Here is a 14,199-nt window from a genome sequence, read left to right as displayed (position 1 = left end):
CAGAAGGAGACCCGGGATGAGCGTCCTGCGGCGGCTGGTGGCCGCGATCTTCACCGCCACGCTGCTGGCGCTCGTCCCGGGCCTACCGGCGTACGCACACGACGGACCCGTCACGCTCGACGTCGCCGGGGACGGCGCGGGGGGCGTGACGGTCCGCGCGATCTTCACCAAGGACCAGCACCCGGTGGAGACCGGCGTCCGCCTGGTCCTGAACGCGACGGGGGAGGGCGGCCGGACGGTCGGCCCGCTGCAGCTTAACCCGTCGGCGGAAGGCAAGGGCTTCTACTCGAGCGGCCCGGTGCTGACGCCGGGCACGTGGGAGGTCGCGGTCACGGCCCCGGCGCCCCACCCGGGCAAGGCCCTGGTCAAGGTCGAGGCCCGGGTGGCCCAACAGATGCCACCGGCACCGCCACGAGAACACGACGCCACCAGCACACTGACGGGCCGCTTCGGCTGGCTCTGGTGGCTCCTGGGCGCGATCCTGGTCATCCTCGTCCTGGGCGCGATCGCCCAGTCCCGCGGCAACCGCGCCAAGACCAGAACCTAGCCAGCCGGCCGGGCCTGCGGGATCGGGTGATCCGCTCGGGCTTCCGCGGTTCCGATCTGAGGTACCCGACGTGCGGGTATGAGTGGAGCCCGGCCTGCGGCGGCGTCTTCCTGCGCCGCCTGAATAAGTGTAAGCAGTCCCGCCACCGCGTCGGGAAGCAGCTCGGGACAGAGGTCGATCGCAGTCTCCATGTAGATCAGGGCGGCTTGGAGTTCCCCGTCCTGGGTTCGTTCGGCGTTGGCCTTCAGTTTCTCCAGGCTGTCGAGCACCTTGTCGCGGCCCCGCATCTCGCTGAGGTCGATACCGCTCACGCGGAGTGTGGCCAGGATGCGCACCAGGGCTGCCACGTCACCGCCCCGTTCGGCCCGAATCGACTCGTTCGTCGCAGCGAGGTACGGAACGAGCAGGCCTGCGAACATCCGTAGCCAGTGTGCCGCCTGCTGTCGTGCCGCGCGCATCGGGACGGTCAGGCCGGGCCAGCCGGCTTGCGCGATATCGGCGGCTCCCGCCGCCGCACCCGCGACGACCCCGAGAGTGATCGAGTCCAACCAGTCGGTGTTGAATCCGAAGGCGGCCAGCGCCGCGGCGGCGATACCGGCCGACGACGATCGTAAGAGGGCGCGCAGCTCTCGTCGGCGCCGTTCGCGCTGCACGTCGCTGATGCCATGGAAGATCTCGTCCGCCATCGCCAATCGGATCCGGTCCGGACCCTTGTCGTGGAACTCCTCGAGGAGGATCTCTTCCGTCGCGGCGACGAGGCGCAGTGCGAAGACGTGCTGGCGGTCCTCACCACCCTGAAAGCCAACTCGGTCGAGGCCGTCGCCGGCGCGCTGCGACCGGGCCGCATTCTTTGCCCACGCGTAGAGCCGTTCAGCGAACGTTTGGCGCCACCGGCCCCGGTGCTCGGGGTAGCGGACGCCGCGGGCTGCTTTCTCGTTCCACTGCCGGCGGGTCCAGTTGACGATGCCCGCAGATGGCTCATGCGGCAAAGGGGTCTCGTCAAGGACTTCTTCCAGATCCCAGACAACCTCGTTCACCCGAGCAGGGCTCACGTCGTCGCTGACCCGCACTGCCCGACGTAGGGACTCGTGGCGGAGGTAGCGCACGAGTTCGCGTCGGTTTTTGATCTTCAAGACGGCCACCGTGCCGCGCACGGCGCCGGAGACCTGCCTCAAGCCCGGAGTTTCCTGCACGAACCAACATGTTAACTGTGCACTGTGCACTGAGACGATGCCCCGAAACGGTGACTACGCCTGCGCATTGGCGGTTGGCGCGCGGTCTAGTCGGGCGGGCGGAAGATCCACCAGCGGGCCGCCGCGTAGTTGAGGAGGGCGACCACCGCCGCCGCCATCAAACGGGCGGCCGTCAGGTCCAGGCCCAGGCCCGTCAGGGCCGTCGTCACCCCGACCGTCAGCACGTAGTCCAGCGCCATGACCACCGTGTAGCGGGATGCCTCGCCGAGGATCGGGGCGTGCGAGCGGAAGTTCATCGTGCGGTTGAGGACGTAGTTGAGCGCCACCGCGACCACATAGGACGCCGTCACCGCGATCGGGACCGGCAGCGGGGTCCAGCGGCGCAGCGTCCACAGCAGCGCCAGGTCCACCCCGAACGTGAAGCCGCCCAGGATGGCGAAGCCGACCAGCGACGGCGTGAGCCAGCGGCGTAACCCGCGCGGCAGCCGCGACGTCCAGCCGGCGAGGACGCCGCCGACCCGTTCCGGCGTCGAGCGGGTCGGGGTCACGCGTCGGATGATGGCGCAGCGAGCCGACCGGGAGGCGAACAGCGGGTTGCGCACACACGGTTCACCGCGCGGTGGAGCGCCGTTTCATCCCCCGCCGTGCGGTGCCCCTAGCGTGCGCGTGTGAGCCGCCGACCCGAGAGGTGACGATGACGACCACCAGCGCGCCCCACACCGCCCTGCTGGGCGGACGGCGGCCACTGGCCGCCCAGATCGGTGTGTACGGCTTCGTCGTCGTCCCGTTCCTCGCGCTCGTCGTCGCCGTACCCCTGGCCTGGGGCTGGGGTCTGAGCTGTGTCGACGTCGGCCTCGCCGTCGGCTGGTACACGGTGACCTGCCTCGGCGCGACCGTCGGCTTCCACCGCTACTTCACCCACGGCTCGTTCAAGGCGCGGCGCGGCCTGCGGATCGGGCTCGCCATCGCCGGAAGCCTGGCCGTGCAGGGGCCGATCCTGCACTGGGTCGCCGACCACCGGCGCCATCACGCGTTCTCCGACAAGGAGGGCGACCCGCACTCGCCGTGGCTGTTCGGGACCTCGCCCGGCGCGATCGCCCGCGGGTTCTGGCACGCCCACCTCGGCTGGATCCTCGACCGCGACCTGACCAACCAGCACCGCTTCGCGCCGGACCTGCTCGCCGACCCCGCGATCCGGCGCGTACACCGGCAGTTCGGGCTCTGGACCCTCGTCACCCTGGTCGCACCGGCCGCGACGGGCGGGCTGATCACGTGGTCGTGGTGGGGTGCCGTCACCGCGTTATTCTGGGCCGGCCTCGTCCGCGTCACGCTGCTGCACCACGTCACCTGGTCGGTCAACTCGGTCTGCCACCTGGTCGGCGAGCGGCCGTTCGCCGCCCGCGACCGTTCCGCCAACGTCTGGGCCCTCGCGCTGCTCAGCATGGGCGAGTCGTGGCACAACCTGCACCACGCCGACCCGACCTGCGCGCGGCACGGGGTCAGGCCCGGGCAGGTCGACGTCTCCGCCCGGCTCATCTGGATCTTCGAGAAACTCGGTTGGGCGTACGACGTGCGGTGGCCGACCGCCGAACGACTCAGCCGGATCAGCCATGCCTGAGGGTCGCGCCGACCTGCACACGCACACGAACCTCGGCGACGGGTGGATCAGCCCGCGCCGCCTGGTCGACGAGGCGGTCCGGCGGGGGCTGTCCGTGCTCGCGGTGACCGACCACGACCATGTGGAGGGTGCGCGCCGCGTCGAGGAACTGCTGGCCGCGCAGCCGCGACCCGTACACCTGGTCACGGGTGTCGAGGTCTCGACCCGGCAGGGTCACCTCATCGGGCTGTTCGTCAGGCACGCGCCGCGGCCGATGCGCCCTGTCGAGGAGAGCATCGACGCGATCAAGGAGCAGGGCGGCCTGGTCGTCGTGCCGCACCCGATGGGCCGGCTGGTGCCGAGCCTGAGCCGGCGGCGGATCGAGTCGCTGCTGGCGGCGGGCTACGGGATCGACGGCATCGAGATCTACAACCCGAGCCCCGCGAACGCCGCGCGCCGGGACGAGGTACGTGCGGCCAACCAGGACTGGGGGCTCGCCGAGATCGGGTCCAGCGACGCGCACTTCTGGCAGCACGTCGGCGCGGGCTACACGCGGTTCCCGGGCGCGGGGGCGGACGACCTGCGGGCCGCGATCCTGGGCCGGGACGTGCGCGCCGGCGGGCAGGAGCGGCGGCCGGCGCGGCTCAGCCCGGCGAGTTACGTCGCGCAGTGCGCGTGGGCGTGGTTCGTCGACCCACCGCGGCGGACGGTCCGGCGCCTCCGCCGCCAGGCCAAAACCTGAAGGCGTCAGGCCGCGACCGGAAGCTCCGCCGCCGCTGCGTCCACGGGCCAGAAGCGGCGGAACATGAACCACTGCGTCGGGCACTGGCGGACGACTTCCTCCTGGCAGGAGAACATGTACTGCGTCAGCCGCCGGACCTCGGCCGCCCGTTCCGTGCTGTCGGCCACCGCCCGCGGAAACACGGGCGGGAACGCGCGCAGGTAGTAGCCGTTGTTCGGCGCGTGCCAGAAGTATCCGGGCATGATCGCCGCACCTGACTTCACCGCCAGCGTGGCCGCGCCCGCCGGCACGTAGGTGCGGTGGCCGAAGAACGTCACCTCGACCCCGTGCTGCCCGGTCACCGGCCGGTCGACGACGATCGCCACCGCGCGGCCGGCGTTCAGCTCACCCAGGACCCGCCGCGGCGCGCCCGCCACCGGGATGATGTCGACGCCCTTCTCCCGGCGGTGCCCCTGCAGCAAACTGTTGAGCTTCGGATCCTTGAACGTGTCGACGATCGCCGACAGCGGCACGTGCCGGGCGGCGATCGCGCCCGCGAGGTCCCAACTGCCGAAGTGGCCGGTGCTGATGATCGCACCACGCCCGGGCGCCATCGCCTTGCGCAACGCGTCGACCCAGGTCATTCCCTCGGTCACGTCCTGGGTGCGGGCAGCCACGTCGAGCATGTCCTCGTAGGGCAGGCAGATCAACGACGCGGCGGTACGCCCGTAGTTGCTCCACGACCGCAGCGCGGCCCGCCGCACCCGCGGGTGGCCGACCGGCAGGCCGAGCACCTTGGCCATGTTCTCCTGGGTGACGAGGCGCTTGGACCGCCACCCGAGGTAGCTCGCCAGCGTGACCGTGGACGCGAGCCCGTGCCGCAACGGCCGCGGCGTGCGCCCGGTGACGACGATTCCCGATTGGGCGAGCCAGTACACAGATGACACCGGGGGCTCCCTCCGGCCGTCCGCTCCGTGACGTCGAAGCGATCCTTAGTGAGCCCAATCAAGCTGAACGCCCGCTGCCCGGCGATGGACGGGAAGCGAAATAGGGAGTGGCGAGGTGGCGGGCATTTCCCCACCACCCCGCTCCGTTCCCGCTTCCCCCCCGATGGTTTCCCAACGAAGCGGGCACCGCCCATGCTGCCGCCCACCGGTATATCGGCGTTATATCCATGCCCGCCAACGCGACAGCGGACGCCGTCCGGCGCCCGCTGCTGCGATCCGTGTGTGACGAGCCGGCTAGGGCAGTCGGCCGATGCCCGCCCAGATGCAGGAGAGGCGGGGGTCGTCCGCGAAGTCGGTCGGGTCGTCGGGCTCGGGGCGCCACTGCGGCACCCAGACGATGCCCGGGTCGACGAGCGTGGCGTCGCCGAAGAAGCGGGCCACGCCGTCGCGCGTGCGGCCGCCCGCCGGGGTCGCCGTGCGCCGGTCGTAGACGCTCTGCACCTCGTCGTGCTGGGTGCTGCTGACCGTGACCTCGGCGCCCTCGTTGGCCCCGTGGCTCAGCAGCAGGTGGCTGCCGGGGGCCAGGGCCGCGCGGAACTCCTCGACCAGCCCGTAGGCCTGGTCGTCGTCGGGGACGAAGTGCAGCACCGCGCAGAGCAGCAGCGCCACCGGCTCGTCGAAGTCGAGCATCTTGCGGACCTGCGGGTGGTCGAGCACCGCCCGCGGCTGCCGCATGTCGCCGTTGATGGCCGTCGCGCGGTCGTTGCCGTCGATGATCTCCAGGCTCTCGGACACCGCGATGGGGTCGATGTCCACATAGACCACCCGCGCGTCGGGCCGGACCTCCTGCGCGACCTGGTGGACGCCGCCCTGTGTCGGCATCCCCGATCCGAGGTCGAGGAACTGCCGCACGCCGGACGCCGCCAGGTAGCGCACGCCGCGGCGCAGGAACGCCCTGTTGGCCTTGGCCATCGCGGGTGCCGTCGGCATCATCGCGGCGACCTGCGCGGCCGCCTCCCGGTCGGCGGGGAAGTTGTGGACGCCGCCCAGGAAGAAGTCGTAGATCCGGGCGGCGGTGGCGGGTTTCCGCGATCGATCGCTGTCCACATCCATGCGCCCGACCGTATCGGACGCCCCGGCGCGCCCGCTGCCCCTCAGCTCAGGGCTGCGTACCACTGCGCGCCGGTCACCTGGATCCGGGTCGACTGCCTGCGGTTCCACGTGACCTTCATGCCGTGCTTGCGCAGCACCGGGAACGCGACGTCGTCCAGCAGCCGCTCAAGGTCGGCCTGGTAGCTCGCCCGCTGCTCGGCCTCGGAGAGCTTCTCGTAGGCGTCCTCGTCGAAGTCGGCCGGAGGGTACACGCCGTACCCGAGCCAGACCTCGCCCTTGTCGCTCATGATCAGCGAGTCGGTGTCCTGCTGGTGGAACCAGAGGTAGCCCTGCCAGTGCCGGGAGTCGTCGCGCTCGTCGTGGATCTCGCCGCTCGCGCACGTGCCGCAGCAACTGAAGTTCTCGCGGGCCACCACGCCGAGCCCGTTGAGCTCCTCGAACGCGGCGGTGATGTTGGCGCGCACCTCGCCCCAGGCCTGCTGCTGCGCGCGGCGCGCGGTCAGGGCCTGCGCGTACGCCTCGGCGAGGTCCTCGTCCGTGGCGCTGTGCCGGTCCTCCTCGTCGTCGAAGTAGTCGACGAACTCGTCAGGATCGTCCTCGCCCCGTACGACCCAGTCCCAGATCTCTTCCTCGATCTCGGAGCGGCCCGGTTCGGCGATCCGGTCGGTGAGGAACCGGACGCCGTCCGGACGGTCGTTGTAGGCCCATCGCGTCACGCAGAGGATCTTCACATAGCCGCGCGTCGAAGCGCCGCCCGGGTCATAAACAGTTTTGCCGCCGCGATTCGGCCGTCGCTGTTAACGGCACTGCCGCCGCGCGTACCCGTGCTTCTAGGTTCTGCGCACCCCCGTCCTCTGTGGGAGGAGAGAACCGTGCGTCACAGAGCAACCACCGTCGTCGCCGCCCTGGCCCTGGTCCTCGGTGTCGGCGCGCCGGCGAGCGCCGACCCCGCCACCCCCGTGAAGTACGCCGACAGTCCGGGCGCCGTGCCCGGGCGCTACATCGTGGTCCTGAAGGAGACCTCGGCCGTCGCCCGGACGGCGCGCGATCTCACCGCCCGCTTCGGCGGGCAGACCCGGCACGTCTACACCAGCGCGCTGCGCGGCTTCTCGGGCACGCTGACCGCGGCGCAGGCGCAGAAGCTGGCCGCCGACCCGGCCGTGGCGTCGGTCGAGGCCGTGCAACGGATCGGCGTCGCCGACACCCAGAGCAACCCGCCGAACTGGGGCGACGACCGGATCGACCAGCAGAGCCTGCCGCTGAACCAGGCGTACACCTATCCGGCCAACCCGGGACAGGGCGCCACCGTCTACGTGCTCGACACGGGCATCAACGCGAACCACGTCGACTTCACCGGACGCGTGCGGCCGGGCATCGACATGGTCGACAACGACAGCTCACCGGCGGACTGCCACGGACACGGTACGCACGTGGCGGGCACCGCGGTCGGCACCACGTACGGCGTGGCCAAGAAGGCGGACGTGGTGGCCGTGCGGGTCCTCAACTGCCAGGGCAGCGGCACCAACGACGACCTGATCGCGGGCATCGACTGGGTGCGGGCCAACGCGGCCCGGCCGGCGGTCGTCAACTACAGCATCGGCTGCCAGAGCCGGTGCACGAGCCAGGCGATGAACAACGCCGTGTCGAGCCTGGTCTCGTCCGGGGTGCAGTTCGTGCAGGCGGCCGGGAACTCGTCCGACGACGCCTGCTACTACAGCCCGCAGTCGGTCGCGGCGGCGGTGACGGTCGGCAACACGACGAGCGCCGACGCCCGCAACAGCAGCAGCAACTACGGCTCGTGCCTCGACATCTTCGCCCCGGGTACGAGCATCGTGTCGGCGTCGTACTCGAGCAACACCGGGAGCGCGACGATGACCGGGACGTCGATGGCGTCGCCGCACACCGCCGGCGCGGCGGCCGTCTATCTCGGGCTCAACCCCAACGCCACACCGGCGGCGGTACGCGACGCGCTGGTCAACAACGCGACGACGGGGAAGGTCACCAACCCGGGTACGGGGTCGCCGAACCGGTTGCTCTACACGGGGTTCATGAACGGCGGGACCAACCCGGGGAACCCGTCGGTCACGAATCCGGGCAACCAGAGTTCCGTGGTCGGGCAGACCGTGAGCCTGCAACTGCGGGCGTCCGGCGGCGCCACGCCGTACACGTGGAGCGCTTCCGGTCTGCCCGCGGGGTTGTCTCTGGCTTCGTCGACGGGGTTGGTCAGTGGTAGCCCGACGGCGGCGGGGACGTCGAACGTGACGGTGACGGTGACCGACTCGGCATCGCGGACCGGTTCCACGACGTTCACCTGGACCGTCACGACCGGCGGCGGTGGCTGCACGCCGGTGCAGGTGGTGGCGAACCCGAGCCTGGAGAACGGCAGCACGCCGTGGACCGCCGACTCCGGTGTGATCGGCGCGTGGGCTTCCTACGGCTATCCCGGCCGGACCGGCACCCGCAGCGCCTGGCTCGGCGGACAGGGCCAGTCGCAGACGGACTGGGTCTCGCAGTCGGTGACGATTCCGGCGGCGTGCACGAGCGCGGTGCTGCGCTACTGGGTGCGGATCACGACGGCGGAGAACGACGGTCGGGTCTGGGACCGGCTGACGGTGACGTTGGGCGGCACGACGGTCGCGTCCGCGACGAACCTCGACGCGAACACGTCCTATGTGGAGAAGGTCGTGGACGTGAGCGCGTTCCGCGGCCAGACGGTGACCCTGCGGTTCAACGGGGTCGAGGACCAGTCGCTGCAGACGAGTTGGGTGATCGACGACGTGACCGTCAACGCGTCGTAACGCTTTCGTGGGAGTAGCCGCTCCGGCCGGCTACTCCCACTCCCAGCGCATGCCGACGATCCCGGGCGGCACGTCGGCGGCGACGAGGTGGGCGCCGTGGGTGGATCCGATCCAGACCTCGCGTACGCCCTGGTCGGGCGCGTGCAGGCCGCGCCGTTCGAAGCGGTGGCAGCGGGCCGGCACGGCGTCGCGGTCGAACTGCACCTGGAGGACGTACTCGCCGACGGGCACGGAGAACCCGTGGTAGTAGTTGTCGGTCGCGACGCGCGAGCCGGACTCGAACTCGTACTCGATGACCGCGGTGTCGCCCTGCGAGAGCATCCGGTCGAAGATGATCTCGGCCGCGAGCAGCCCGGTGCCGGGATCGGACCGGACGCGCCCGACGCGACAGTTGCTGCGGGGATGCACCCCCACCGGCGCGTTCGGGTCGTCGGTGTGGAAGATCCCGACGGTCCGCGAGACCCGGTCGACGTTGGCCCGCAACACCTGCCGACAGGTGAGGCCACGTTCCTGCCGGTCAGGCCCGACGGCGTACGTGTCGTGCATGCTGAGCCGGCTGAGCTCGTGGTACATCCACCGGTCGAGCTCGCTCATGATCCTCGAGACACTCGCGCCGTTCTCGAAGAGCCGGTCGATGTCGATGGTGCCGGGCGGTTGGTTGAGCCAGCGACCGCGCGGTCTTCTCGGCCCCAGCTGGGCGATCAGCGACTCGGCAGGAAGCTTGAGAATCTCCTCCATGAGCCTCACGGCCCGCATGGACTCGGGCCGCTCGGGCCGGCTGCGGCCGCGGCGCCAGTAGCTGAGGGTCGCGAGGCTGACGCTGACCCCGGCGGCGGCGAGCCGGGTCTGGATCTCCTCGGGCCGGATCCCGCGATCCTCGATGGCCAGGTGCAGGGCCGCGGAGAACGGCCCGGTCCGCAGGGCGTGCGCCAGATCGCGGCCGAGGGGTGCGGATCGAGCCTTCTCCATGGCTGAGTATCACCACGAGATCGCTCGATGGCCAGCCTCGCGGCGGTCGGTCGCTGACTGGCGCGTCACATTAGTTGACTGACTGGTCAAGAAAGCTGTTACGGGCGGCGGCATGGGACGGACCAGGGAGTTCGACGCCGACGCGGCGTTGGCCGCGGCGATGCGCACCTTCTGGGAGCGTGGGTACGACGGCACGTCGCTGACGGATCTGACCTCGGCCACGGGGGTGGGGCGCCAGTCGCTGTACCTCGCCTTCGGCGACAAGCAGCGGCTCTATCTGGCCGCGCTCGACCGTTACCGCGAGCACTTCTTCGTCCCGCTGGTCGAGGCGCTCGACGCCAGCACCGACGTGCGGACGGCGTTGCGGGAGGCGATCCTGCGGGTCAGTGCGGCTTTCGCGGGCCTGGAGACCGCGCTGCTGGAGGCCGCGCAGCGGGGACGTGCGGCCGGGCTCGTGTCCGACGACGTCGACCTGGGCGGGTGGGCGGCGATGACCGTCGCCACGATCCAGGGGCTGCGGGTGATGGCGGCCGGGGGCACCGACCGGAAGACCTTGGTTCGCGCGCTCGACGCCACGCTGGCGCAGTTGCGTTCCTGACCTTGCTTGCCCCGTGCGGCTCTCGCCTGCGCGCTTACTTGACCGACTGGTCAACAAACTGAGGGAGAAACATGTCAACGGACTTCACCGGCAAGGTCGCGGTCGTCACGGGCGCGGGCAAGGGCATCGGGTACGCGGTCACCCGCCGGCTGCTCGAGTCGGGTGCCCGGGTTTGTCGCGGGCAGCCGTGCGGCCGGGACCGACCTGGCGGGCTTGGCGGGCTTGGCGGGCCTGGCGGGTCTGGCGGGTCTGGCCGACGATGCGCTGGCGACGGTCGACGTGGACCTGTCCACCCCGGACGGTCCGGGCCGCCTGGTGGCGGTCGCGAGTGACCGGTTCGGCGGGTTGGACGTGCTGGTCAACAACATGGGCGGCCTGGCGGGCGGCGGTCCGCGCTTCGGCGGTTTCCTGTCGGTCACCGACGCGGACTGGTCACGGGCGGTCGAGCTCAACCTGCTCTCGGCCGTCCGCGCGACCCGCGCGGCGGTGCCGGCACTGCTGGCCCGCGGCGGCGGCGCGATCGTCAACGTGGGCTCGATCAACGCGACGCTGCCCGACCCGAGCGTGGTGGATTATGCGGCCACCAAGGCGGCGCTGGCGAACCTGGGCAAGTCACTGTCGGCGGAGTTCGCGCCACAGGGCATCCGGGTCAACACAATCTCCCCGGGCCCGGTCCTGACCCCGTTCTGGACGGCACCGGGCGCACTGGGCGAACAACTGGCGACAGCCATCGGCACGGACCTGGACGGCGCGATGCGCGCGATGGCGGACGGATTGGGCGGAATAAAGCTGGGCCGCTTCGGCACGGCGGACGAGATCGCGGACCTGGTGCTCTTCCTCGCAAGCCCGTCCGCGGCCTGGATGACAGGCAGCGACGTCATCATCGACGGCGGCCTGACCAAGACGACCTGACCGGAGCGCCGCCCGTGGTCGCCGAGCGCTGCCAAAGGGCCCTCAGGGCCGGGTCGGCGCAGCTGGCAACGGGTGGCCCAGCGATCACGGTCAGAGCTAACGCCTGCCGGTGGGGTCGATGGAGGTCCGCGTAGCCACCCAACGGTGCTGTAGGGCCGGCACCAACAGATACCCAGTGGCATGGATGATCGAGCTAGCTCGGTGCTCGCATCTTCCCGGGCCGGGGCGGCGAGCGGGTCGAGCTTCGCGTCGATCTCTCTGGGAATTCCATCAAACGAGCTAGATGCTCGGTGGTCGCTTGACGGTAACCTGTCTCCTACGTGGATCGTGCCTAGACGCCGCAGGAGCTCACGAGAACCATGGCTGGTCGGTGGAGCCAAAATTCCGAGCGCTTCCTGTACGAGCGGTTGCACGAGAAGCGGTTTCAGGAACTGTGCAACGCCCTGCTGGTGCGGGAGAACCCGTCGGTCACCTGCTTCCCGGTGGGCCAGCGGGACGGCGGCCGCGACGCGGTTCTCGCCAAGGGCGCCAAGCCTGATGTGATCTACCAGGTCAAATGGGCGAAGCAACCGCCGCAGAACCCAGTCGGTTGGCTGATCGCGGCCATCCGGGGCGAGAGCGCCAACATCGAACGCCTGGTGTCCGAGGGCGCTCGGTCCTACGTGCTGATGACATGTGTCCCGGGCACCGCCGCCCCCGGCTCGGGCAGCATGGACAGGCTCGACCTGGAGTTGGCTCGGTGCTCCGAGCAGTTCGGCATTCCCATGCGCTGCTTGTGGCGGGCCGACATCGACGCGCGGGTCGAGCAGGCGCCGAACGAGCTCGTCTGGTCATATGCCGAGATGCTCGCGGGCCATGAGGCGGTCCGCTACGTGATCGAGGCCGACAAGATCACCGGCGAGGATCAAAAGCTCCGACGCATCCTGCTCAACGTCATCGCTACGCAATGGGAGGAAGACGCCAAGATCAAGTTTCGACAGGTGGAACTGGACACCTACAACCTGTCGGACCTCTACGTGGACGTGGAAGCCGTCCGGACGGTGGCAGCCCGGAGCGCCGGTTCCGAGGTCCCGACAATGCTGGTAAGGCCCAAGGATGTCGTGTCCCTCGGTGGCGCCGCTGAGTACCTCCTGAGCCCGGAACACCCGTTGACCTTGGTGCGTGGTGAGCCCGGACAGGGCAAGTCGACGCTCGCACAATATCTGTGCCAGCTCCACCGCGCGTCGTTCCTGCGCGACGGCTCGTACCCAGCGGGTGCGGGCGAGATCCCGAGGGTCGAATCACCTCGTCTACCGCTTCGCGTCGACCTGCGTGACTACGCCCGGTGGTGCGGGGGTGAGGAACCGTTCGCCGAAGACGAACCTGTCCCTTCCCGGCGTCGGCGACGCCGGCAACATCCGACGCTGGAGAAGTTCCTCGCCTATCTCCTCACGGCACGTGGTGCCGGAGCCGAGGTGGGTGTCGAGGTGGTCAGCGACGTGCTGGAGCGCTTTCCGATGCTGATCGTGCTCGACGGCCTCGACGAGGTCGCACACCGGGAAACCAGGGCGCACGTCTCGAAGGAGATTGGCCTGTTAGCCGCGCGGCTCAACGTGAGCGCGAACGTTCCTCAGGTCATCGTGACGACGCGTCCCAACGCCTCTGGCCTGGCCGAGCCCTCACCTGAGCGATTCGAGACCATCGCGCTCGTGCCGTTGAGCCCTGCGCTGCGGACCGAGTACCTGCGAAAGTGGGCAGACGCCCGCGGCCTCCGTGGCGCGGCGCGACGAGCGGTGGAAACCACGTTCCAGCAACGCGCCATCGAGCCGCACATCGCGCAGCTCGCGGACAACCCGATGCAACTGACCATCCTGCTGTACCTGATCCAGAAGCGCGGCGAATCGGTTCCGGACGGACGTACGCAACTCTTCACCGCGTACATGGAGACCTTCCTGGACCGGGAGTCGGAGAAGAGCCCATTGGTCCATGAGCACCGCGAAGACCTCGTGGAGGTGACGTCGTTTCTCGGCTGGCACCTCCAGGCTTCCGCCGAGATCGACCAGTCCGCGGGGCGGGCGTCCACGAGGGCGATCCGCAAGGCGATCCTGACCTACCTGCATGACGCCGAGAAGGACACGGCGCTGGTCGACGACCTGTTCACCGCGGTCACCGACCGGGTGTGGGCGCTGTCGAGCAAGGTGCAAGGTACGTTCGAGTTCGACGTGCAGACGATGCGCGAGTACTTCGCCGCGGCCTACCTCTGGGGGTTCGCCGGCGCGGACCTGCGCAACTTCGACAAGTCGGCAATCCTGGGAGAACTCGTCCGGCGCCCCTACTGGCTCAACACCGCACGCTTCTTCGCCGGCTTCGCCCATCCCAACGAGTTGGCCGGGCTCGTTGACGTGCTGGCGGACGAGTTCGAGAAAGTCGACCGCCCGAATCAGGTGCGAGCGGCGGCCTGGACTCTGCTGTCCGACGGGGTCTTCGACCGGCAGACCAGGGCGCACAAGCGGGCCGCGCGGCTGTTCACAGATGATCTCAGCGTCCGGCTGATGCAAAACGGGCTTCAATGGGCGGCTCGTACCGCGTGGACCGGAACCGAAGGATCAACCCGTGACCGAGGGCCTGACCATCTGATCGCGCTTCTCGAAGAGACGATAAAGCGCGCGCCCGACGAGCCGATGAACCGCGATCGCATAGGGCTGATTCAGGACCTCGGAGGTGATCCGACCTCATGGTGGCCGCGGGAAATGTCCGCGTCCGTCGGCAGTGACCTCGAACTCGCCTGGCTTCGTTGCGGCGCACCCCTGGGGCAAGGGGGACAG

13 protein-coding genes are annotated in these 14,199 nt (G+C 69.9%); 7 read left to right on the top strand and 6 right to left on the bottom strand.

Annotation, left to right across the window (positions count from 1 at the left end):
* The first annotated feature begins 16 nt into the window (after nt 1-16).
* Complete coding sequence (locus Asi02nite_RS28915; RefSeq protein ID WP_203717153.1) at nt 17-547, top strand: hypothetical protein; 531 nt, start codon at nt 17-19, stop codon at nt 545-547.
* Here Asi02nite_RS28915 and Asi02nite_RS28910 read toward each other — a convergent pair.
* The gene (locus Asi02nite_RS28910; protein ID WP_203717152.1) at nt 544-1,740 is read right to left on the bottom strand and encodes a hypothetical protein; all 1,197 of its coding nucleotides are present in this window, start codon (nt 1,738-1,740) and stop codon (nt 544-546) included. The genes Asi02nite_RS28915 and Asi02nite_RS28910 overlap by 4 nt on opposite strands.
* A gap of 86 nt (nt 1,741-1,826) precedes the next feature.
* The gene (locus Asi02nite_RS28905) at nt 1,827-2,288 is read right to left on the bottom strand and encodes a GtrA family protein (protein WP_203717151.1); all 462 of its coding nucleotides are present in this window, start codon (nt 2,286-2,288) and stop codon (nt 1,827-1,829) included.
* 146 nt (nt 2,289-2,434) lie between these two features.
* On the opposite strand from Asi02nite_RS28905, the gene Asi02nite_RS28900 reads away from it, so the two are divergent.
* Together Asi02nite_RS28900 and Asi02nite_RS28895 are read left to right on the top strand one after the other, a co-directional pair.
* On the top strand, nt 2,435-3,358 hold the full coding sequence (locus tag Asi02nite_RS28900) for an acyl-CoA desaturase (RefSeq protein ID WP_203717150.1): 924 nt from the start codon (nt 2,435-2,437) through the stop codon (nt 3,356-3,358).
* The gene (locus Asi02nite_RS28895) at nt 3,351-4,079 is read left to right on the top strand and encodes a PHP-associated domain-containing protein (RefSeq protein WP_203717149.1); all 729 of its coding nucleotides are present in this window, start codon (nt 3,351-3,353) and stop codon (nt 4,077-4,079) included. The genes Asi02nite_RS28900 and Asi02nite_RS28895 overlap by 8 nt, the downstream gene beginning before the upstream one ends.
* A gap of 5 nt (nt 4,080-4,084) precedes the next feature.
* Here Asi02nite_RS28895 and Asi02nite_RS28890 read toward each other — a convergent pair whose 3' ends face one another.
* The 3 genes from Asi02nite_RS28890 to Asi02nite_RS28880 form a co-directional block, all read right to left on the bottom strand.
* Nucleotides 4,085-5,005 carry a lysophospholipid acyltransferase family protein gene (locus tag Asi02nite_RS28890; protein ID WP_203717148.1) on the bottom strand — a complete coding sequence of 307 codons (921 nt, stop codon included), beginning with the start codon at nt 5,003-5,005 and terminating at the stop codon, nt 4,085-4,087.
* A 294-nt stretch (nt 5,006-5,299) separates the two neighbouring features.
* Nucleotides 5,300-6,118, bottom strand: a complete 819-nt coding sequence (locus Asi02nite_RS28885) for an SAM-dependent methyltransferase (protein ID WP_203717147.1) — start codon at nt 6,116-6,118, stop codon at nt 5,300-5,302.
* A gap of 41 nt (nt 6,119-6,159) precedes the next feature.
* A complete protein-coding gene (locus Asi02nite_RS28880; protein WP_203717146.1) occupies nt 6,160-6,834 on the bottom strand; it encodes a DUF6891 domain-containing protein in 675 nt (224 codons plus the stop codon).
* Nucleotides 6,835-6,990: 156 nt separating this feature from the next.
* On the opposite strand from Asi02nite_RS28880, the gene Asi02nite_RS28875 reads away from it, so the two are divergent.
* A complete protein-coding gene (locus Asi02nite_RS28875) occupies nt 6,991-8,916 on the top strand; it encodes a S8 family serine peptidase (RefSeq protein ID WP_203717145.1) in 1,926 nt (641 codons plus the stop codon).
* A 30-nt stretch (nt 8,917-8,946) separates the two neighbouring features.
* Here the strand turns inward: Asi02nite_RS28875 and Asi02nite_RS28870 are convergent, their stop codons facing one another.
* On the bottom strand, nt 8,947-9,885 hold the full coding sequence (locus Asi02nite_RS28870; RefSeq protein ID WP_203717144.1) for a hypothetical protein: 939 nt from the start codon (nt 9,883-9,885) through the stop codon (nt 8,947-8,949).
* A gap of 112 nt (nt 9,886-9,997) precedes the next feature.
* Here Asi02nite_RS28870 and Asi02nite_RS28865 point away from each other — a divergent pair, with 112 nt between their 5' ends.
* The 3 genes from Asi02nite_RS28865 to Asi02nite_RS28855 all read left to right on the top strand — a co-directional run.
* Nucleotides 9,998-10,483, top strand: coding sequence for a TetR/AcrR family transcriptional regulator (locus Asi02nite_RS28865; RefSeq protein ID WP_203717143.1), 486 nt, complete (start codon nt 9,998-10,000; stop codon nt 10,481-10,483).
* A 162-nt stretch (nt 10,484-10,645) separates the two neighbouring features.
* Nucleotides 10,646-11,395, top strand: a complete 750-nt coding sequence (locus Asi02nite_RS28860) for an SDR family oxidoreductase (protein WP_203717142.1) — start codon at nt 10,646-10,648, stop codon at nt 11,393-11,395.
* Between the two features lie 359 nt (nt 11,396-11,754).
* Nucleotides 11,755-14,199: NACHT domain-containing protein (locus Asi02nite_RS28855; RefSeq protein ID WP_203717141.1), on the top strand; the 2,445-nt coding region annotated here is incomplete at its 3' end.

Source organism: Asanoa siamensis (genome assembly GCF_016862555.1).
In the GTDB taxonomy this organism is placed as follows: domain Bacteria; phylum Actinomycetota; class Actinomycetes; order Mycobacteriales; family Micromonosporaceae; genus Asanoa; species Asanoa siamensis.
Note: the sequence above shows the minus strand (reverse complement) of the source record. Positions and strands in the feature narration are given on the sequence as shown.